This is a genomic window from Streptomyces sp. NBC_01474 (assembly GCF_035918215.1).
In the GTDB taxonomy this organism is placed as follows: domain Bacteria; phylum Actinomycetota; class Actinomycetes; order Streptomycetales; family Streptomycetaceae; genus Streptomyces; species Streptomyces aureus.
Genome location: NZ_CP109449.1, coordinates 4,560,851 through 4,580,679 on the forward strand (window position 1 = coordinate 4,560,851; position 19,829 = coordinate 4,580,679).

General features: G+C 68.1%; 19 protein-coding genes. 7 read left to right on the forward strand and 12 right to left on the reverse strand.

Translation table 11 applies throughout. The annotated features are described in order from the left end of the window. The first annotated feature begins 5 nt into the window (after positions 1 to 5). Positions 6 to 311, forward strand: coding sequence for a hypothetical protein (locus OG758_RS20800; RefSeq protein ID WP_326711390.1), 306 nt, complete (start codon positions 6 to 8; stop codon positions 309 to 311). A 455-nt stretch (positions 312 to 766) separates the two neighbouring features. Here the strand turns inward: OG758_RS20800 and OG758_RS20805 are convergent, their stop codons facing one another. From OG758_RS20805 to OG758_RS20860, 12 genes are all read right to left on the reverse strand, one after another. Continuing rightward, entirely contained in the window at positions 767 to 1,381 is a 615-nt protein-coding gene (locus OG758_RS20805) for an OmpA family protein (protein WP_326711391.1), read from the reverse strand. Between the two features lie 4 nt (positions 1,382 to 1,385). Then, a complete protein-coding gene (locus tag OG758_RS20810) occupies positions 1,386 to 1,964 on the reverse strand; it encodes a hypothetical protein (protein ID WP_326711392.1) in 579 nt (192 codons plus the stop codon). 21 nt (positions 1,965 to 1,985) lie between these two features. Next, complete coding sequence (locus OG758_RS20815; RefSeq protein WP_326715977.1) at positions 1,986 to 2,594, reverse strand: pilus assembly protein TadG-related protein; 609 nt, start codon at positions 2,592 to 2,594, stop codon at positions 1,986 to 1,988. Further along, positions 2,591 to 2,809: a hypothetical protein gene (locus OG758_RS20820; protein ID WP_240654290.1), complete on the reverse strand. Its 219-nt coding sequence runs from the start codon at positions 2,807 to 2,809 to the stop codon at positions 2,591 to 2,593. The genes OG758_RS20815 and OG758_RS20820 overlap by 4 nt, the downstream gene beginning before the upstream one ends. A gap of 147 nt (positions 2,810 to 2,956) precedes the next feature. Then, on the reverse strand, positions 2,957 to 3,766 hold the full coding sequence (locus OG758_RS20825; protein WP_326711393.1) for a hypothetical protein: 810 nt from the start codon (positions 3,764 to 3,766) through the stop codon (positions 2,957 to 2,959). 147 nt (positions 3,767 to 3,913) lie between these two features. Continuing rightward, positions 3,914 to 4,816, reverse strand: a complete 903-nt coding sequence (locus OG758_RS20830) for a DUF5936 domain-containing protein (protein WP_326711394.1) — start codon at positions 4,814 to 4,816, stop codon at positions 3,914 to 3,916. A gap of 42 nt (positions 4,817 to 4,858) precedes the next feature. After that, positions 4,859 to 5,809, reverse strand: a complete 951-nt coding sequence (locus OG758_RS20835) for a type II secretion system F family protein (RefSeq protein ID WP_326711395.1) — start codon at positions 5,807 to 5,809, stop codon at positions 4,859 to 4,861. A 34-nt stretch (positions 5,810 to 5,843) separates the two neighbouring features. Next, positions 5,844 to 7,181, reverse strand: coding sequence for a CpaF family protein (locus OG758_RS20840; protein WP_326711396.1), 1,338 nt, complete (start codon positions 7,179 to 7,181; stop codon positions 5,844 to 5,846). Positions 7,182 to 7,189: 8 nt separating this feature from the next. Next, positions 7,190 to 7,624 carry a TadE/TadG family type IV pilus assembly protein gene (locus OG758_RS20845; protein ID WP_382060557.1) on the reverse strand — a complete coding sequence of 145 codons (435 nt, stop codon included), beginning with the start codon at positions 7,622 to 7,624 and terminating at the stop codon, positions 7,190 to 7,192. Between the two features lie 65 nt (positions 7,625 to 7,689). Then, positions 7,690 to 9,285, reverse strand: coding sequence for an AAA family ATPase (locus OG758_RS20850; protein WP_326711397.1), 1,596 nt, complete (start codon positions 9,283 to 9,285; stop codon positions 7,690 to 7,692). Between the two features lie 91 nt (positions 9,286 to 9,376). Further along, positions 9,377 to 10,087: a Flp pilus assembly protein CpaB gene (gene cpaB, locus OG758_RS20855; RefSeq protein ID WP_100598201.1), complete on the reverse strand. Its 711-nt coding sequence runs from the start codon at positions 10,085 to 10,087 to the stop codon at positions 9,377 to 9,379. A 78-nt stretch (positions 10,088 to 10,165) separates the two neighbouring features. After that, positions 10,166 to 11,209 carry a hypothetical protein gene (locus tag OG758_RS20860; RefSeq protein ID WP_326711398.1) on the reverse strand — a complete coding sequence of 348 codons (1,044 nt, stop codon included), beginning with the start codon at positions 11,207 to 11,209 and terminating at the stop codon, positions 10,166 to 10,168. A 178-nt stretch (positions 11,210 to 11,387) separates the two neighbouring features. On the opposite strand from OG758_RS20860, the gene OG758_RS20865 reads away from it, so the two are divergent. From OG758_RS20865 to OG758_RS20890, 6 genes are all read left to right on the forward strand, one after another. Then, entirely contained in the window at positions 11,388 to 12,395 is a 1,008-nt protein-coding gene (locus OG758_RS20865) for a chitinase (RefSeq protein WP_326711399.1), read from the forward strand. Positions 12,396 to 12,676: 281 nt separating this feature from the next. Continuing rightward, positions 12,677 to 13,168, forward strand: a complete 492-nt coding sequence (locus tag OG758_RS20870; RefSeq protein ID WP_326711400.1) for a hypothetical protein — start codon at positions 12,677 to 12,679, stop codon at positions 13,166 to 13,168. Continuing rightward, positions 13,165 to 13,806 carry a hypothetical protein gene (locus OG758_RS20875; RefSeq protein WP_326711401.1) on the forward strand — a complete coding sequence of 214 codons (642 nt, stop codon included), beginning with the start codon at positions 13,165 to 13,167 and terminating at the stop codon, positions 13,804 to 13,806. The genes OG758_RS20870 and OG758_RS20875 overlap by 4 nt, the downstream gene beginning before the upstream one ends. Continuing rightward, positions 13,806 to 18,536 carry a putative T7SS-secreted protein gene (locus tag OG758_RS20880; protein ID WP_326711402.1) on the forward strand — a complete coding sequence of 1,577 codons (4,731 nt, stop codon included), beginning with the start codon at positions 13,806 to 13,808 and terminating at the stop codon, positions 18,534 to 18,536. The genes OG758_RS20875 and OG758_RS20880 overlap by 1 nt, the downstream gene beginning before the upstream one ends. 4 nt (positions 18,537 to 18,540) lie before the next feature. Next, positions 18,541 to 18,969 carry a hypothetical protein gene (locus tag OG758_RS20885; protein WP_326711403.1) on the forward strand — a complete coding sequence of 143 codons (429 nt, stop codon included), beginning with the start codon at positions 18,541 to 18,543 and terminating at the stop codon, positions 18,967 to 18,969. Positions 18,970 to 19,117: 148 nt separating this feature from the next. Further along, on the forward strand, positions 19,118 to 19,762 hold the full coding sequence (locus tag OG758_RS20890; RefSeq protein WP_326711404.1) for a hypothetical protein: 645 nt from the start codon (positions 19,118 to 19,120) through the stop codon (positions 19,760 to 19,762). Positions 19,763 to 19,829: the final 67 nt, after the last annotated feature.

The following is a 19,829-nucleotide window of genomic DNA, read 5'->3' on the forward strand; positions in this document are numbered from 1 at the left end:
GGCGGTTGGTGCGGCCTGACTTCTTCTTCGTACGCGACGGGGTCGTCGTGGAGATCGAGGGCTACGCCTTCCACGGCACCCGCGAGGCACACCGCCGGGACGTTGAGCGCTTCAACGACCTTCAGATGTGTCCCGAAGTGCGCCTCATCCTTCGTTTCACCGCGCACGAGGTCTTCGACGACAGCGCCCGCATGGTGGCGCGGATCCGCCACGCCCTCTCCCTCCCGCCACAGCGCCCCCAACTCGCCCACCAGAAGACCCCTTTGCCTTCAAAGTCTCGGCCCCTCCCCCCTACGAATGATCTCCGCTGAGACTCTCCGGGCGTTCACCCTCGAGCGACCGCAAGCAGTGCGCACTCACGAGGCTGATGTGACAACAGCGGCCGATGGGGCACATTCCCTTCTCGCTGCTCCCGCTCCGCCCCCGTGGGCGGCACTCGTCGACAGGCTGCGCCCGCTTCGCCCCACCTACCAGCGGCAGCAACCCATCCCGGCCACCTCGGGGAACCATCCGCCCCACGCACGCTCCTCAGCCCACGAAAGTCAGCCCCCACCGGGCGGAGAGCCGACGCCGACAGGGAGGGAGGCAGCAGCCACCACCCACCGGGGACCAGCCGCGCCAGTCAAGAAAACGAACGCGCCCGCAGGCGGCGACATACATCCACGCCCGTACCCAGGCCGGGGCTTGCGACGGAGCCATACCGTGACTGAAGACTGAGCGGGAGTGGGTCGCGGCATTCCTTCCGAGTGACCAGTGCGGCGAGCGCTCACGCCTTCGGGAACGACACCTCCACGCGGCGGTTCTTCTTGCGGCCCTCTTCGCTGTTGTTGTCGGCGATCGGGTAGTCCTCGCTGTAGCCGCGCACCGCGAACGTGACGTCCTGATCCTGCGAACCGAGCGCTGCCGCGAGCTGCTCGTGCACAGCCTCCGCGCGCTTCTTCGAGAGCGTGAGCCCGTGGGCGTACGACCCGAGGTCGTCCGTGAAGCCGAAGACGCGGACGTTCGTGGCGTTCTGCGCCTTGATCTCGTCGGCGATGGCCTGGATCCGGGACTTGGCGTCCGGATTCAGCTTGGAACTGTCCTTCTGGAACAGCACCTCCGACTGGAGCGCGAACTTCACGTCCTGATTGGTGTCCTCGCGCCGCTCGTCGCCGGACAGGTCCTCGACGACGGACTTGATGTCGAGCACCTTGGCCGGCGCCAGCGTGGCGCCGTCGGCGAGCTTCAGCCCCGGACTGTTGGCATCGACCTCCGGGGGCGCAGAGGTGGTCGTACTTCCCGGAGGAGCGCCTGACGGCTTCGGATCATCGGCGTAGGCGCTGCCGCCGAGGGTGATCAGGGCGACGCTGGTGAGGGCGGCGAGGCGATGGGTGAGGGGCATGGGGTTACTCGCCCTCGGAGATTTCTACGGGGGCGGGAGGCATGTCGCCGACTTGGAAGTCAACCTTGGTGGTGCCCTCGGGTGGCGCGGGGAACTGCGCGTACCAGTCTGCGGACTGGCCCGCGTCCACGCCGCCGCCCTCGAACTTCGTGCAGAGACAGCGGCCTTGGGTGTCCCGAAGGATGAGGTACTTCTTCTTGCCTGCCTTGTCCACGACAGAGGCTCCGGCGAGGGACGATCCATTCTTGCTCAGTTCGCGCTCGTCACCTCGCCAGTCGGCCGCGATCCAGAACTTGCCTCCGCCGTTGGTCACCTTGCCGGAGAGGGTGAGAAAGCCGCCCTGATCCCGGGCCGCCGAGGTGACAGTGAGCGTGATTCCGTTGCTCTTGACTTCAGCCAGCGTCTGTTCCGAGGACGGAGTAGCGGACAGCTTCCCGTCGCCCTGCCCACTGGTCTGTTTCGGTGTGGCCGAGGACTTCGACTCGGCCTTTCCGCCGTCGCCACCACCGCATCCGGCCATCGTGAGTACCAGCCCGGTCGTGATCGCCAGCGCGGCCAGTGCCGTACGTTGCCGAGTCTTCATCGAAGCGCGTTCCTTCACTAGTCAGTCGGCCAGATGGACGGAGAACAGGGTGGACGCGTCGGGAAGATCTCCCAGCTCGAAGTCACCCGGATCGAAGTCGAAGGATTCGCCGCCGTCGCAGTCGAACTCCACCGCCTTTTCCGGATCGGCGGAAGGAGCGACTTCGCAGCGCGGCTCGATCACCGCGGTGGCCTCGGCCTTCGCGTAATCGGACTCCGTACCGGGGATGATCGAATCTCCAACAGGGTCCAGAGACTCCACCTTCACCCGATAGCCCGGATACTCATTGACCTCCCACGGCTGGAATCCGGTTACCCGCGCGTCGTTGTCCGCAGCAAGCGCACTCGCCGCGGTTTCGGCGCCGTCCCCGTTCGGCTTTTGTCCTGCAAGCCAGTCCAGCCAGTCGTCCCCATGCCCGATGGCCTGCCCCAGTCCATCGACAAGATCGCCTCTCGCATCCTGCGCCGCCGCCAGCGCGGCAGCATCGGCTGCCGACTGGGCACCGTTGCGAGCCGATGCCGCCTGGGCGAAGGCGAAGAACGCGAACGCGACGAAGAGCAGAATTCCCGTGAGCCAGATGTAGATGGGCAGGGTTTGGCCGCGATCGTCACGAAGGCCAACGAGGTTCAGCCGCCGGTCACCTCGGTGACCGCGTCCCGAATCGCTCCGGAGATCATGCCGTCGAGACCGATCTGGTCGATCAACGTAAAGATCCCGGCAATCAGGATCATCAACCCCGCATACTCCACGAACCCCGCCCCGGAATCCCGTTCCCTCCCGCGGACGCGGTCCCCCACCGTCACGGTCCACTTCACCCACACCCCGAGTACGCGTTCCTTCAGCACGGTTTCCCCTTCGTTCCCGCACGACTTCGCCGCCCCGAACCTCCCGGGCACCATACGCAACGTACGGGAACTGCAACCCTCTGTGCCGTGTTTCGCACATTAACGGCGCACGCTTGACCGGAAGTTGGTCGCTTCCTGTCATGCCCCTCACCGCCCGTCGTACGCCACCACGACCCCACCCAGGTCACGGGCGACCTTCGCGCCGAGGGTGATGTCGCAGAGGTTGACGGTCCAGTTGCCCGCGGTGACCAGCTCGGCGGGGACGCCGCGGTACTTGATCGCCTCACGCAGCGCGGTGTCGCGGCGGGCGTGGGTCGGGTGCAGGGTCAGGACCGCGCAGTCGGAGTCCCCCGAACCCGGCTTTCCGGTCTCGCACTTGATGCTTCCGGTGCTCGTGGTCTCCCGCTGGAAGCAGCCCACGGAGGCGGACAGGTCGTCGGCCAGGGCGTCGGCCTTCTTGTAGGTGGGGGTGGAAGGGATGTACGGGAGCGGGTACTCGGGGGTCTTCGACCCCTTGCCCTTCGCGTCCAGGACCACCGCGCGCAGCGCCTTCGCGATCGCCGGGGCGGACGGCGGGTCCATGACGCGGATGTACCAGTTCCCGGCCGCGACCAGCGTCTGCGCGTACGCGCCCGTGCGCCGGGACTCGATCGACGTGCCGATCTCGGTCTTCGACACGACGTCGGGGTCGAAGACCGAGATCTCGTTCTCGACCTTCACCCCGTCGACGGTCGCGACGCAGTCCGCCGTGGAGCTGCCGTCGTAGTCCCGGCTGCGCACGGTCGCGCAGTCGAGGCCGGCCTCGCCCATCGCCCGTACGACCGCCTTCGCCGTCGCGTACGTCGGCTTCGACGGCACCTCGGACGGGAGCGCCGTACCCGTCGGCTCGGGATGGGATGCGAAGCCGGCGCAGGCCGTGAGCGTAGCCAGGGCCAGGCAGGTGCCCACTGCCCACACCGGTCTCCTCGTCATCGGTGAGCCCGAACCGTTCGACTCGACATGCGATCCCCCGTCGGTGAGTCAGTCGCCTCTATTGCGAAATTCGCAACTGCCAACCAATCGCTCACGCCACTGTAACCACTCAACGCCTGGCGCAGCAGTCCCTCAACGCCCCAGAATCGAACCGAAGTTGGACCCGGAGCCCAGGAACATGCCCGTCGCGATCAGGATCATCGTGGCCGGGAGCATGAAGACGAGGGTGACCATCGTGGCCTTCGGAATCGTCTTCGCGGCCCGGCGGCGGGAGTTCTGGGCGTCGGTGCGCCGCATGTCCGTGGCGATCTGGATGAGGGTGTCAGCGATGGGCGAGCCGAGCTCCTCGCCCTGCTGGAGCGCGGAGACGAACTGGGCGACCTGTTCGGAAGCGTTGCGCCGGCGCAGCTCGTCGAACGCCTGGCGCCGGCTGACGCCCATGTCCATTTGCCGGAGCGTAATGCGCAACTCGTCGGCCCACGGCCCCTCGTACTTCTCGGCGACCCGGTCGAGCGCCTGCCGGAAGCCCAGGCCCGCGCTGACGACGACGGCGAGTACGTCGAGGAAGTCAGGGAGGGTGCGGTCGATGACCTCTTTGCGCTCGCGTGTGGCCTGCCAGATCAGACCGTCCGCGGCGAGGAGGCCGAACGCGAGGGTGAGGGCGGCGAACAGGGTCTGGCCGTTGGTGAGGAAGACCAGGCCGAGGACGACGCCGAAGATCCCGTAGACCGCGCGGCGGGCGGCGTAGCGGTCGATGGTGAGGCCGCCCGGGTTCCCCGCCATGTCGATCCTGCGGCGTTTCGAGGCGACGCGGCGGGGCCCCATGGCCCGAAGGACGAGGGGGGCGAAGCGCATGCCCAGGCGGTCGACCGCGGACCCGGCGGCCGACACGCGCGTGGCGCCGACTTCGAGGGCGATGGCCAGGTCGCCGGGGAGCTTGGCCTCGGCGCGGTACATGCGGATGCCCAGGAAGATCCCGAGGACGGCGAGGCCCATCGCGAGGGCGAGCAGCAGCCCGATCAGACCCGTACTCATGACCTGCCTCGCTCGGCGCGGGCCGGATGACGGACGCCCATGTCAGACCTCGATCTTCCCGAGCCGGCGGATCACGAAGAACCCGATGCCGTACAGACCGAGCGAGACGAGGATCAGCGCCTGGCCGACCGGCGATCCCGTCACTCTGGCCAGCGCACCCTCGTTCGACGAGTTGATCAGGAGCAGCGAGCCGAGGCCGAGGAGCGGCACGGTGAACGCGGTCGCGTTGACCTCGGAGAGCATCGTGCGGATCTCGCGCCGGGTCTCCTTGCGGTCCTCCAGGGTCTGGGTGAGGTTCCGCAGGGACGACACGACCGAGCCGCCCGCCTTGTTGGCGAGGACGAGGGTCGTGACCAGGACGACGAGTTCACGGGAGGGGAGGCGTTCGGCGAGCTCGCCGAGGGTGTCGTCGACGGTGCGGCCGAGCGCGAGCTGGTCGGCGACCATGGACAGCTCCTCGCCCGCGGGCGCCTCCAGCTCCTCCGCGGCCATCGCGAGGGACGTACGCAGGGCGAGACCGGCGGCGGTTGCGTTGGCCAAAATGCGTGCCACGTCCGGGAGTTGGTTGATGAACGCCTCGATGCGCTTCTGCCGCTGCCAGTTGAGGAAGATCACCGCGCTCCACACGCCGACCAGCCCCGCGATCGGCCCGAAGAAGGGCGCGAGGGCGGCCGACGCGATCAGCCAGAGGGCGACGACCACGGCGAGTACGTACGTGAAGAACTCCCCCGCCGTCAGGTCCAGCCCCGTCGCGGACAGGCGCAGATGGATGGTGCGGCCGAGCCGGGTGCGGCGCAGCCTGCGGTCGACGGTGGCGAAGCGGCGTACGCGACCGGAGGCACCGCCGTGCGGCCCGGCGCCCGACAGGCCGTCGAGCCGGTCGACGAGGGCCTGCCGCTGCGCGCGCCCGGACGCGTACGCGTGGAGGCCGGCGACGGCGAGTGCGCAGGTCAGGATGGTGGCGCCGAGGGCGATGAGGGCGGGGTCGCTCATGATCCGCCACCCTCGACAGCGGGTCGCTCGGTCCTCATCCGATGGCCTCCCTCGTGTTGCGTCCGTCGATGCCGTCCAGCACGCCGAACGCCGGAGGGACCGGCTCGTTCGCGACGTACAGGCGCTCGGCCACGCGGCGCGGCAGCGGCAGATGCTCGAAGGTGCCGCGCACGCGGTGGTCGTGGCCGAGCGGGTGCGGCACGAAGCGCGAGACCGTCGAGATCCTGAACTGCTCGCGGCCGTGCGAGACCAGCAGGGCGATCTCGGTGACCTTGCGCGAGCCGTCGGCGTGCCGGGTGAGCTGGACGAGGACGTCGACGGCCGAGTTGATCTGGTCCTTGAGCGCCTCGAACGGGATCTGCACCTCGGACATGGACCCGAGGGTCTGCAGGCGCATGAGGGCGTCCTCGGCGGCGTTCGCGTGGACGGTGGCGAGCGAGCCGTCGTGGCCGGTCGACATGGCCTGGAGCATGTCGAGGGTCTCGCCGCCGCGGACCTCGCCGACGATGATGCGGTCGGGGCGCATGCGCAGGGAGTTGCGGACGAGGTCGCGGATGGTGATCTGGCCCTTGCCCTCGACGTTCGGGGGCCGCGATTCGAGGCGGATCACATGGTCCTGCTGGAGCTGGAGTTCCGCCGAGTCCTCGATGGTGATGATGCGCTCGTGGGGCGGGATGAGGCCGGAGAGGGCGTTGAGGAGGGTGGTCTTCCCGGAGCCCGTACCGCCGCTCACGATGACGTTGAAGCGGGCGCGGACGAACGCGGACAGCAGCATCAGCATCTGGTCGTCGAGCGAGCCGAGGTCGATCAGCTCGGGCAGGGTGTAGGCGCGCGGGAAGCGGCGGATCGTGAGGGTGGCGCCGGTGAGGGACAGCGGCGGGATGATCACGTTGACGCGCTCGCCGGTGGGCAGGCGGGCGTCGACCATCGGGTTCGACTCGTCGACGCGCCGGTTCACCGTGGAGACGATGCGCTCGATGGTCTGCATGAGCTGTTCCTGCGAGGCGAAGCGCAGGGGGAGCTGCTCCACGCGCCCGGCACGCTCCACGAAGATCGCGTCCGGGCCGTTGACCATGATCTCGGTGATGGACGCGTCGGCGAGAAGGGGTTCCAGTACGCCGAGCCCGAGCGCCTCGTCGACGACGCGGCGGACCAGCTGGCCGCGTTCGGAGGAGGAGAGGACCGGGCCCTCGCGGCTGATGATGTGGCCGAGGACGCGTTCGAGACGGATCCGCCGGTCGGCCGCCGCGAGGGACGACATCTCGGCGAGGTCGATCTCCTCCAGGAGCTTCGCGCGGTAGACGGCGACGAGGCCGTCGTCGCGGGAAGGGCCGGGCTCCTCGCGGACCGTCACCCTTGATCGCAGGCTCATGTTCCGGCTCAACCTCCTTGCGGGTCTTGGTCGTTCGGCATGGTGGCGGTGCGCCGTACGTCCCACCGGTCGCCCAGGAACGGGACGAGGACCGGGACGTGCACGGTGACCGTGGCGGTGGTCGTGTCGCCGCCTCCGCCTCCGGCGTCGATGTCCGCGTCGAGCCAGCCACTCATCGCGGCCTGCCCGGCGCCGGTGCCGTCGCCGCCCTGCGACTGCACGCGGGCGGCGGCCCTGGCGCCGGAACCGGCCTGGTTCGCGCTGTAGCCGACGAGGCCGAGCTGGATGGCGGCCATGCCGATGAGGAGGAGGAAGGGCAGGAAGCCGGCGAACTCGAGGATGGAGACGCCTCGGTCGTCGGTGCGCAGGCCGCGGCGGGGGCCGTTTCCCGTCCGCGGGCGCCGGGGGCCGTCTCCCGCCCGCGTGCACCGGGCGCCGTCGATTCCCGTCCGAGCCCGCAGCCCGCGCCCGCGCCGGAGACGTCCCTTTGCGCCCAGGAGCCGGGGCCTCACGGCGTGACCCCCTGGTCGTCCTCCCTCGCGGCGCCCGCCTCGCCCTTGACGGTCCACCCGGCGTCGATCCCGGGGAAGAACACTGGCACCTCGAGCTGCACGGTCGCCTTCATCACCGATCCGTCGGGTCCGCAGGTGATGGCGGCGCCCTGCCACGCGCCGGGCAGATTCTTCTCGCCCGCGGTCTGGCACGCGCCCGCCGTGTCGCCGCTCCCGGCCTCGGCGGAGGTCGCGGCCCTGGCCGCCTCGTCCGCCGCGTTCCCGGCGAGCGAGTACGTGTACCCGTACAGGACGCACTGCCACAGCAGGCCCATCACCACGAGCAGCAGCGGGAACATTCCCGCGAACTCCAGGGTGACCGCGCCCTTGTCGCCGCCGCGGCGGCGGGCGCGCCGGCCGGAGTCCTGCGCGGCGGCGTCGACCAGGCCGAGCTCGCCCGCGAGCCCCCACAGCGCCTGCTTCACCGTCGACCGGCTGTCGAGGTCCTGCATACGGCCCGCGTCGACCGCGCCCTGCAGCTCCTTGAACCCGGCCGGCACGCTGGCGCGCGCGACCCGGGTGCCCGTCACGCGCTCCACGAGCGACGCGGTGATCTCGGATCCGCGCGCGTGACGGTTGATGACGGTGACGGTCTCCTCGGCCTTGCGGATCTGGAGGCGGTCCCACATACGGATCATGCGCTTCGCGGCGCGTACGGCGACGACGTCGGGGGTGACCAACAGGATTGCCTGGTCGGCGAGTTCGACGGCCGCAGCGTTCGCGGACCCCATCTGCGTACCGCAGTCGATGACCACGAGGTCGTAGCGGCTGCGCAGCGCCTGGACGACCTGGCGGGCCACGCGGTCGGTGACCTCCTCGCCGCGCTCGCCGTCCGACGGTGCGAGCAGGAGGCCGAGGCCGGTCTCGTGGGTGAAGACGGCGTCTTGGAGGACGCGCGGGGTGATGTCGCGGATGGCGGCGAGGTCGGCGACCGAGCGGCGGAACTGGACATCGAGGTACGACGCGACGTCACCGGACTGGAGGTCGAGGTCGAGGAGCGCGACCGAGCGGCCCGACGCCTGTGCGGCGAGGGCGAGTTGGACGGCGGTGACGGTGGTGCCGACGCCGCCCTTCGCGCCGGTGACGGTGATGACGCGGCCGCCGGGCGTGCCGGCCGTGATCGCCAGCTCGCCTCCGGTGCCGAGGTGCCTGCGCATGCCGCCGGACCAGGACGCGGCGGCCTGCACACGCTCGGCGAGCGCGTCGTACCCGAGGGGGAACCCGACGATGCCGCGCGCGCCCGAGTCCATCGCAGCGGTGAGCAGGGCGGGGCTCGTGTCGGCGGTGGCGAGGACGACGCCGACGGCCGGAAAGCGCAGGACGAGGTCCCTGATCAGTTCGAGAGCGGGCACGGGCCCGATCCGCTCGTGGACGAGGACGACCTCGGGCAGCTCGTCCAGCGACTCGGCGGCGAGCCGGGCGAGGGTGTCGAGGAGGGCGGTGGAGTCGGCGACGGGCGGCGCGGGCTCGGCGTCGGGCAGCTGCCCGAGCAGCGTGACCAGGGACCGGGCGGCGTCCAGGTCTCCCACCGCGGGAAGAATACGGATGCTCACAGTGCGGCTCGCCTCCTCTCTGAGTCTATTTGTCGGCTTTGCCGGTCTGTTTGTCTCTGATCTGCTTGTCTCTGATCTGCTTGTCGCTCGGCTACTTGTCCTCGTCGAGGGTGTACGAGCGGTCGCCCGGCGGGACGGCCGCGTCGCTGCCGGCGGCGACGAGGGCGAGCCGGACGTGGGTCGCGAACGACTCCGCGTACGCGACGCGCTGCGCGTCGGCGGGGTCGAGGGCGAAGGTGATCGGCACGGCCTCGCCCTGCCGGCGCCGGCCGTTGTCGCCGCCCTGTTCGTCGATGGGCGTGAGCTTGCCGACGTCCATGACCTCCGCGTTCTCGACGATGACCTTGGACTGGTCCTTGGCCTTCTCGTTGGCGGCCTTGAAGGTGGCGTAGATGTTGACCTTCGACCCGGGCGTGATCTTCCCGGCGACCCCGGTCTCGGCGTCGATCATGATGGCGATCTCCTGCTGTCCGTCCCTGAGCTGGGGCCGGGCGACGATCATGTCGGTCTGGAGCAGGGACCCCTTCTTCAGCGTCGTGACGGCGATCTTGCCGCGGATCTGGCTGAGGCTGGTCACGGCGGTCTTCGACAGCCACCGCTCGGGCATCTCGACCTTCTCGAACCGGTCAGCGGTCAGCTCCTTGTACGGCGCGACATCGTCCTTCAGCCGGTACGCCGCGACTTCCGGGCCCACCTTCGAGTTCACGTCACGGATCACCGAGAGCACCCCGGCGAAGGCGCCGACGGCGCACAGGGCCGAGATGACCAGCAGGATGACGCCGCGACGCTGACGTGAGTTCATGGACCGGACTACCTCGTGGGGATCTCGTCGGGGATCTCGGTGGAGAGCGCGTTGTGGATCTCGTTGCGGATCAAGGGATCAGGGGCGGGCGGCGGGTGGCAGGGCGGCGCGGGCCGGCCCGGTGACGGGGGCCAGTGCAGTAGCGGCAGCGAGGCCGGTGGCGGGTGCGAGGGCGCTGCCGCGTCCGCCCGGTGGCTTCGCGCCCGGGGCGGGCGGATCTGCGAGCGGCGCGGCGCAGAAGCCGCAGCGGTCACCGATGAGTTCGAGTCCGCACCAGTGGCACGCCTCGCGCCGGACGGACGAGACGAGCTGGTAGAGCACGGAGATGTCGGGGATGGCGGCCGCGAACTCGGCGAGCTTTCCTGGGCTTCCGGGCTTCCCGGTGGCCCACCAGCGCCCGGATTCGGCGGGCAGCCTGGTCTCGACGGCGCCCTGCACCTGCCAGGCGGGCGCGAGCGTGCCGGTGATCCAGTCGGTGGGCTGCTGCCCGGCGGCGTAATACATGCGGGTGCCGAAGGCGGGTCCGCTCAGCAGGGGCGGCTCGGGTCCGGTGAGCCGTACGAGTTCGGGCTGCGGGGTGGCGAGTACGGCGAACTGGGCTCCCGGCACCCACGACTTGGCGTGCGAGGTGAGACTGACGGGGACGCGGTCGAGCCGGGCGACGGAGCCGAGCACGGCACCCGCGTAGATGTAGTGGGTGAGGAGCCGTGCGGCGGAGGCGAGCACGCCCGGGCTGAAGTCGCACATGGTCAACTGCCGTAGCTGGAGCACGAGTACGGCGAGCCCGAGCGGTGGGAGCTCCGGTCCCAGGATGGCGATCCGGTCACTTTCCAGCACGGAACGCACAGCGTGCAGCCGGTGAACGACCAGGTCCGGCACGGAAGCCGGACACAGGGCGATCACATAGCCGTGGTGCTCGATCAGGGTGTGCATCTCGACGATCGCGCGATCGAGGTCGTACGGCTCCGCCCTGCCACCCCTGTCCTCGGCGGAGTGGAGCACGGCGGCGGACGGCGTATGCCGGTCGGCCGCGGCGAGGACCAGGTCAGGGCTGGTCACGGCTATCGCGGTCGGCACTCTCGCACACCCCCCGGTCTCTGTGCACTCCTGTCTCAGCACCATATCCGCGCATTGCCCGCTCAACACCCAACTTCCCGGTGTTCACCGGGAGGTTGCCCAGGCGGCCGGTGCGGCTCGACCAGGAACTAGTAATTCCAGAGGTCTTGACAACCCAAATGGTCTGGACCAGTTTGTAGAACCGACAACTGCCCCTCCCCCCACATCTGAACCGGAGGCAGCAATGGCACGTGCGACGACAGAACCAGCACGGAAGCGTTCATTCCTGGCGGCGGCGCTGACCACTCTCGCTCTGGCCCTCACCGGCACGGCGACGGCCACCGCGGACCCCGCCGGGGCGGACGCGGCACCCCCGGCCCACGCCGTCACCGGCTACTGGCAGAACTTCGACAACGGCGCGACGGTCCAGAAGCTCAGCGACGTACCGGGCGACTACGACATCATCGCGGTGGCCTTCGCCGACGCGACGACGACGCCGGGCGCGGTCGACTTCACGCTCGACTCGGCCGGCCTCGGCGGCTACACGGAGGACGCGTTCAAGGCGGACATCAAGGCGAAACAGGCCGCCGGAAAGTCGGTCGTCATCTCGATCGGCGGCCAGAACGGCACCGTCTCCATCAATGACTCGAATTCCGCGACGAACTTCGCGAACTCGGTCTACTCGCTGATGCAGGAATACGGCTTCAACGGCGTCGACATCGACCTCGAGAACGGCCTGAATTCGACATACATGTCGCAGGCCCTGAAGTCCCTTGCGTCAAAGGCGGGTTCGGACTTCGTCCTGACGATGGCCCCGCAGACGATAGACATGCAGTCGACGTCGGCCGAGTACTTCAAGACCGCACTCGCCGTGAAGGACATCCTCACTGTCGTCAACATGCAGTACTACAACAGCGGTTCGATGCTCGGCTGCGACGGCAAGGTCTACAGCCAGGGCTCGGTCGACTTCCTGACCGCGCTCGCCTGCATCCAGCTGGAAGGCGGCCTGTCCCCGTCCCAGGTGGGCCTGGGAGTCCCGGCCTCCACCAGCGCGGCGGGCAGCGGCTACGTGTCCCCGTCCGTGGTCAACGCGGCCCTGGACTGCCTGACAAAGGGCACGAACTGCGGCTCCTTCAAACCGTCGAAGACGTACCCGGGCCTGCGCGGCGCGATGACGTGGTCGACGAACTGGGACGCGTCGACGGGCAACGGCTGGTCTTCGTCGGTGGGCCCGCACGCACACGGCCTCTGACCGCCCCCACCCCGGCCCGAACGCCCACAATCCCCCCTCCAATCCGCAGCGCCGCCGCTCCCCCGGCGGCGCTGCCGTGTGTCGGGGGCGGGCGTCGCCGGCGACGGTGGGTTTCTCGTTCGCACGGCCGGCCCGCACGGCCTCACCGGCAGCCACGACCACGACCTCCAGCAGCACCCACTGATTTCGGTGCCGTGGACCGACTGTGGCTTGATGGCGACGCCTGTGTCGGCTGGGGCCAGCGTTGCATACGTCAACACACGAATGTGATGATGCCCGACATGGCTGACGACGGGGGCGGCGCAGTCGCCGGGGACATACCAAGGTCAACACTTCAGGACTATGTGGAGACGACCGGACCGGCGACGCATTCCACGTCCGGACCAGCGGATCCGGTCGTCGGCATTCGTCACGAATTCGGGGCCCTGCTGGGCGAGTTCCGGCGTACCGCGGTGCTCCTCCCCTTGAGCGACGACGGACTCCCACTCACCGCCGACTTCGGCGGAGTCCGGTGGATCTACGCCTTCTCGGACGAACCGTCGTTGGCGCGATTCGCAACTGTGAGAGGCGAGAGCAACCGCGAGTGGGCCTTCGACCGCGTCCTGGGCGCCCGCCTTCTCGATGCCGTGGCACCGGCGCTCGACATGCCGTGCGGTGTGGCCCTGGACGTCGGCAGCCCGGGCGACGAACTGCTACTCCCACCGATCACCGGAGTCGTACCTGACCGGGTGGCCGTGGACTCGGAGACGCACGAGGAGATGGGCGAGCTGTGACCGGTGGCACAAAAGACCTTCAGGTGGGCGGGCTCGCCAAGATCACCGAAGGCATCACCCTGACGCTCGCCGAGCTGAAGGAGATCGGCATGGTCGGCATGGCCGGCGCCGGACGCGGCTTTGACGGAATGGCCCTCTCCGGTCTCGCCCTGGGCCACGCCGACCTGACCTCCGCCTTCGGATCGTTCTGCGAGCGCTGGGAGTGGGGCGTGCGCTCCCTGATCGCCGAGGGCAACAACTTCGCCGAGGGTGTGGGACTCGCGGCGGGGACGCTGCACGAGACGGACCAGTACGTCGACGGCGCACTGAAGATCGGCGCGAACTCGGTGATGGGGAACCCGTACGCCTCCGAGGACGACATCACCAAGATGAGCTGGGGCGATCTGGGCAGACATCACGCCCTCGCCGACCCGGACTACAGCAAGGAATCCTTCGACGAGGCCCGCACGAACATCAGGCAGGGGTACAAGGACGCTGCCCGGGACGTGGCCACCTCGACCGTGGGAGGTCCCGTGACCCCGCAGCAGATCAGTGGCATGAACGACAAGGAGTACGAGGCCTGGTTGGACAGCAGGTTCGGGCCGTCCGCCGAGGAACGGGCCGAAGCAGCTGCCCAGCAGGGCGGGGGCGCCCACTGATGGGGATCGGTGACTGGGCGAACAAGGGCCTTGGCGCACTGGAGGACGGCTGGGACAACGGCAAGAAGGCCCTTGGCGAGGGGGTCGAGTGGGGCGCCGACAAGCTCGGCGACGGTCTCGAGTACGTCGGGGCTGACTGGGCCGCTGACAAGGTCAAGGACCTCGGCGACGGGCTCGCCTCCGACCTCGGCGCGACCGTCGACGAGCAGCAGCTCGGCGAGACCGAGCAGGCCAACGAGCTTGTGCACGGCAACCCCGGCGACATCCGCGCGAGCGCGAGCCACCTGAAGGACTTCCACAAAGCCTTCGACAAGGTCGGCGGGGGCATGCGCGCCCTGGACTCGTCGCACTGGCACGGCGAGGCGGCGCGCACCTTCCGGAGGAAGTTCGCCATGCACCCCGGCAAGTGGCTGCACGCGGCGGACGCCTGCGACAAAGCGGGCAAGGCCCTCGACACGTACGCCGATACGGTCAAGTGGGCGCAGGGCCAGGCGCAGGATGCCATCGACCTCTACAAAAAGGGCAAGCACGCCTCCGACCAGGCCGTGGAGACGTACAACAACCGGGTCGACGCGTATAAGGCCGCGCTCAAGGCCGACAAGGACCCCGGCCCTCGCCCCGATCCGTTCAAAGACCCTGGCACGGCGGACATCAAGCATGCGCGCGAGAAACTCGCGGAGGCGCGCCGCCAGCGCAACGAGGCCGGCGCCACCGCCACCCGGGCGGTCAAGGCGGCCCTGGCCCACGCACCGGCCGAGCCTCCTCCGCTGGACCGCCTCAAGTCCGACGTCGCTGACAACGTCCAAGCCACGACCACCGAGCTAACTCATGTCGCGGGCGGAGCGCTCAAGGGAACGGCGGGCATCCTGAACTTCGTCCGCGGTCTCAACCCGGAAGATCCTTACAACATCACTCACCCGGCCGCGTACGTGCAGAACGTCAACCTGACCCTGGCCGGTCTGGCGTCCACCGCCACGCATCCCGACCGTGCGGCGAAGGACGCGTACAAGAGCTTCAAGGAGGACCCCTCCGAGTTCGGGGGCCGGATGCTGCCGGAGTTGTTCGGGAGCAAGGGACTCGGGCTCGCCAAGGGCGGGATCCGGGCCGGGGTCGAGCGGGGCGCGAAGGAGGCCGCGGAGTCGGCGGCAGAGCGTTCAGCACGGAAAAAGCTGGGGGAGGACCCTGCGCAGCATACCCGCCCCGAGGAATCGGTGGTGAACAAGAACACCGACCCTGTCGACCTCGCCACGGGCAAGATGTACTTGCCCCAGACCGATGTCGCGCTGCCCGGCACCCTGCCGCTTCTCTTCACCCGGCGCGTGGAGTCCGGCTACCACCTGGGCCGCTGGTTCGGCCCCTCCTGGTCGTCGACGGTCGACCAGCGCCTGGAGATCGACTCGGAGGGCGTCGTCTTCGTCACCGCCGACGGTCTGCTCCTCCCCTACCCGCACCCGGCGCCGGGCCTGCCCACGCTGCCCACCCACGGCCCCCGCCACCCGCTGGACCGCGTGGACGACGGCTACACGATCACCGACCCGGTGACGGGACGCGTCTGGCACTTCGCCGACCGCGGCACCGACCTGGCCGTCCTGGAACAGATCGACGACCGGAACGGCAACTGGCTGACCTTCGAGTACGACGCCGAAGGAACGCCGCTCAGGATCATCCACAGCGGCGGATACCACCTGAAGGTCACGACCGAGGGCGGCCGGGTCACATCGCTGCACCTGGCAGGGGCAGGGGCGGACGGTTCGGACGAGGAACTGATCCGCTACGGCTACTGCGAGGACGGCCACCTGACCGAGGTCACCAACTCCTGTGGCCTGCCCCTGCGGTTCACGTACGACGACGAAGGCCGGGTCATTTCCTGGACGGACACGAACGACCGGTCGTACACGTACGAGTACGACGACCAGGACCGGTGCGTGGCAGAGGGCGGTTCCGAGGGCCATATGAGCCTGCGGCTCGCGTACGCCGGGCCGGACCCGGAAACCGGCCTGCGACTGACCACCACGACGACCGGCGAGGGCCACACACGTCGGTTTCTGATCAACGAGACCTGGCAGGTGATCGCGGAGACGGATCCGCTCGGCGCGACAACCCGCTATGAGCGCGACCGGTACAACCGCCTGCTGTCGCAGACGGACCCGCTCGGCCACACGACGTCCTTCCGCTACGACGAGGCGGGGAACCTGGTCCGCGCCGTCCGCCCTGACGGCCGCGAGACGAAGGCCCAATACGACGATCACGGGCTGCCGGTCAAGGTGACCGGTCCCGACGGTACGGTTCACCGCCAGACGTACGACGAGCGCGGCAACCGCACGGCGGTGACCGGCCCTTCCGGGCAGACGACGTGTTTCACCTATGACGAGGCAGGCCGTCTCACGGCGGTCACCGACCCGCTCGGTCACATCACGACAGTGCGCTGCGACAGATCCGGGCTCCCCGTCTCGATCGCGGACCCACTGGGTGCGGTGACCCGGTACGAACGGGACGCCTTCGGCAGACCCGTCTCGATCACCGACCCGCTCGGCGCGACGACCCGCCTCGAGTGGACGGCCGAGGGCAGACTCTCCCGCCGGACGGCTCCTGACGGCACGAGCGAATCCTGGACCTACGACGGCGAGGGCAACTGCAGGACGCACACGGACGCGATGGGCGGGCTCTCGTCGTACGAGTACACACACTTCGACCTGCTCACAGCGCGGACGGGTCCGGACGGTGTGCGGTACGAATTCGCCCACGACCACGAACTCCGCCTCACTCAGGTCACCAACCCACAGGGCCTGACGTGGAGTTACGCGTACAACCCGGCCGGACGTCTCATATCGGAGACGGACTTCGACAACCGCGTCCTCACGTACACCCATGACACGGCGGGCCGCCTCACCTCCCGCACCAACGCCCTCGGCCAGACAATCACCTTCGAACGAAACGAACTGGGCCAGACAACGCGCAAGGACGCGGACGGCCGGGTCACGACATACGCGTACGACCTGACGGACCAGCTCGCACAGGCCACCGCCCCGGACGCGACGCTCACGCTCCTCCGGGACCGTCACGGCAGGCTCAGATCGGAGACGGTCAACGGCCGCGTACTCACGTACGCGTACGACGAGCAGGGCCGCCGCACCGCTCGCACGACGCCCACGGGCGCAACGAGCTCATGGACGTACGACGCGGTCGGCAACCGCAGCCAGGTGACGATGTCGGGCCGCACCATCGACTTCGCGTACGACCCGGCGGGCCGCGAACTCGCCCGCCACATCGGCGATTCCCTCACCGTCGCCAACGCCTTCGACGAACTGGGCCGCCTCGCCGTTCAGTCGGTCACGGCACCCGACACCGACCGCCTCCGCCCCATCCAGTCCCGCACCTACACCTACCGGGCCGACGGAAACCTGATCGGTATCGACGACCAGCTCGCCGGCACCCGCCGCTTCGACGTGAACGATGCGGGTCGCGTCACGGCCGTGCACGCTGCGAACTGGACCGAGTCGTACGCCTACGACGAGGCGGGCAACCAGACGGCGGCTTCGTGGCCGGCCGATCACCCCGGTCACGAAGCGACAGGCCCCCGCACCTACACGGGCACGCGCATCACCCGCGCCGGCGGGGTCCGCTACGAACACGACGCGCTCGGCCGCGTCACGCTCCGCCAGAAGACCCGCCTGTCCCGCAAACCGGACACGTGGCGCTACGAGTGGGACGCGGAGGACCGCCTCACCTCGACCGTCACTCCCGACGGCACGCGCTGGCGTTACACCTACGACCCGCTGGGCCGCCGCACGGCGAAACTCCGACTGGCTGCCGACGGCGAGACGGTCGTCGAACGGGTGGACTTCACGTGGGACGGCACGACGCTCTGCGAACAGACGACGGCGTCACCGGAATTGCCGAACCCGGTCACGCTCACGTGGGACCACCAGGGTCTACGCCCCATTGCCCAGACCGAGCGCATCAGCGCGGCGGGCGCGGACGCACCCCAGTCGGAGATCGACTCCCGCTTCTTCGCGATCATCACCGACCTGGTCGGCACCCCGAGCGAACTCGTGGACGAACAGGGCGAGATCGCATGGCGAACGCGGAGCACGTTGTGGGGCACGACGGCCTGGTCGGCCGACAGCACGACGTACACGCCCCTCCGCTTCCCGGGCCAGTACTTCGACCCGGAGACGGGGCTGCATTACAACTACTTCCGGCATTACGACCCGGAGACGGCGCGGTACCTCAGTGCCGATCCGCTCGGCCTCACACCGGCACCAAACCCTGCCGCCTATATCGACAATCCGCACACCTGGACCGACCCTCTAGGGCTGGCTCCGGACTACCACGAATTCCACACCGTCCAGGACCCTCAGAACGCTGCCCGCCTCAAGAGAGACGGTACGCCTTGGCCTGATGCAGAAAATCGGGGCCACTACGGAGAGGGAGTCTACTCGTGGGAAACAAGAGCAGAAGCAGAAAGATACGCAGAACGCCTCAGGTCACGGGGGGCAGAAGTGGAGGTAATGACATTCAAGATCAGCGATCACGACTTCTCGAGCCTGAAGAAGATTGACCTCTTCAAGCTCAACGAACAAGCTGCGGAGAATTTCGCGAATGCCCATAGTAGGCTATGGGGAGACGGACTGCCGCATGACTTCGACTACATTCGCGCCCCAACAGGAATGGGTCCGGAGAATGTATTCAACAAGAGGATTTTCCATCTATTGAACTTTGGGGACTGACGACATGGAACATACGTACAAGTACCGCCTGCGCAGTCCGATGGGAGGGCTTGCAGCAGATCTTACGGCCGAAAATTTGAGCGATCCCCTCCCCGGCACGTATCGGCTGCAGATTGACCGAAATCTATGGCTGACCCCGCCGGTAGATATTAACTGGCGTGACTCCGCATGGCTTTCATTCGGACTATCCGCGCACGCTGACGCTTTGAACCGAATCCATCCGGGAGATTTGGTCATCAAGGTTACGGCTCTCACATTTCCGATGGCAAGCTTCCGGTCCGAGGTTTCAGCTCTGGCCATGGACGGATGGCTTCGAACGCAGTTCCCGCTCCAAGATGTCGGCCTGCGTGCCGAATTCAACCCCTCCCGCCATTCATATAACTTCCATTGGGGGAACATCTCGAACCCCTTCGATGATTCGCAGTACTTTTGATCAACGAGAGTTCATTTGAGAACATCGGAACGAAACCGGCACTGAGCCCCGCTCGCGACTTGGAGCCCGTTGACCGGTGGCTCTGCAGTCGCTGAACTTCGGCGGTCGCGTTGATCGACTGCCTGGAGGCCAGAGACGGATGGAGGTCATGACAGGGAAGCATCGGATCGATCAGAACGGCAAGATCGATTGGGAGTCGACGATTGCGAGTTGCGGTCTCATTATCACAAGGAAGCCACTCCCAGAGGAGGCCCGCGACCCGAACACCGCCATCCTCGCAGCGACGAGAGGAAACGTCCGCCCCACCGCTACGGTCGACATTAAAGATGCGAACTCGATGAACACGCTGGATACGCTGGATACGCTCTGGGACACCATCGCCAAGCCGCTGATCACGCCGCGTCCTGGAGAGTTCCTAATTATTCTATGGGGAAAGGGAAGCATGAGGGATGGATGGTTCCGCGTCCAAGACTCCCTCACCTCAAGACTGCCATCGCGCATTTGCGAAGCAATCGGCAGACCTGAATTCCTTGCCCTGTCGTTGAACGGCAGAGATTTTTGCGCAGTCACTGTTGAGGAAGACGACTATTGGGTCGTCACTCACACATATGAAGTAAACGACAATCGAGCTAATTGTCCGGATGCCGACGGCCTGCGGTTCGACGATCCGTTGGACCACCTGTCACGTGACGAACGAAGAGCGCTGGTCACGGACTTCCCCGCGTTCCTGCGCCGTCTCGATTCGTTGTGGGAATCCGGGAGCAGCAGTTCACTCGCTGACGTGACCTTGTAGCGCCTGGTGGGGCGGGGGTTTCGGGCGTTCCGGCAGAATCGCGTCACGCCTGCGCGCCGTGCGGGCG

Bases quoted from the DNA above. Each gene is read 5' to 3' on its own strand.
- OG758_RS20805 (WP_326711391.1), bottom strand. From the start codon at position 1,381: ATGCCCCTCACCCATCGCCTCGCCGCCCTCACCAGCGTCGCCCTGATC.
- OG758_RS20810 (WP_326711392.1), bottom strand. From the start codon at position 1,964: ATGAAGACTCGGCAACGTACGGCACTGGCCGCGCTGGCGATCACGACC.
- OG758_RS20830 (WP_326711394.1), bottom strand. From the start codon at position 4,816: ATGAGTACGGGTCTGATCGGGCTGCTGCTCGCCCTCGCGATGGGCCTC.
- OG758_RS20835 (WP_326711395.1), bottom strand. From the start codon at position 5,809: ATGAGCGACCCCGCCCTCATCGCCCTCGGCGCCACCATCCTGACCTGC.
- OG758_RS20840 (WP_326711396.1), bottom strand. From the start codon at position 7,181: ATGAGCCTGCGATCAAGGGTGACGGTCCGCGAGGAGCCCGGCCCTTCC.
- cpaB (WP_100598201.1), bottom strand. From the start codon at position 10,087: ATGAACTCACGTCAGCGTCGCGGCGTCATCCTGCTGGTCATCTCGGCC.
- OG758_RS20860 (WP_326711398.1), bottom strand. From the start codon at position 11,209: ATGGTGCTGAGACAGGAGTGCACAGAGACCGGGGGGTGTGCGAGAGTG.
- OG758_RS20865 (WP_326711399.1), top strand. From the start codon at position 11,388: ATGGCACGTGCGACGACAGAACCAGCACGGAAGCGTTCATTCCTGGCG.
- OG758_RS20870 (WP_326711400.1), top strand. From the start codon at position 12,677: ATGGCTGACGACGGGGGCGGCGCAGTCGCCGGGGACATACCAAGGTCA.
- OG758_RS20880 (WP_326711402.1), top strand. From the start codon at position 13,806: ATGGGGATCGGTGACTGGGCGAACAAGGGCCTTGGCGCACTGGAGGAC.
- OG758_RS20885 (WP_326711403.1), top strand. From the start codon at position 18,541: ATGGAACATACGTACAAGTACCGCCTGCGCAGTCCGATGGGAGGGCTT.
- OG758_RS20890 (WP_326711404.1), top strand. From the start codon at position 19,118: ATGACAGGGAAGCATCGGATCGATCAGAACGGCAAGATCGATTGGGAG.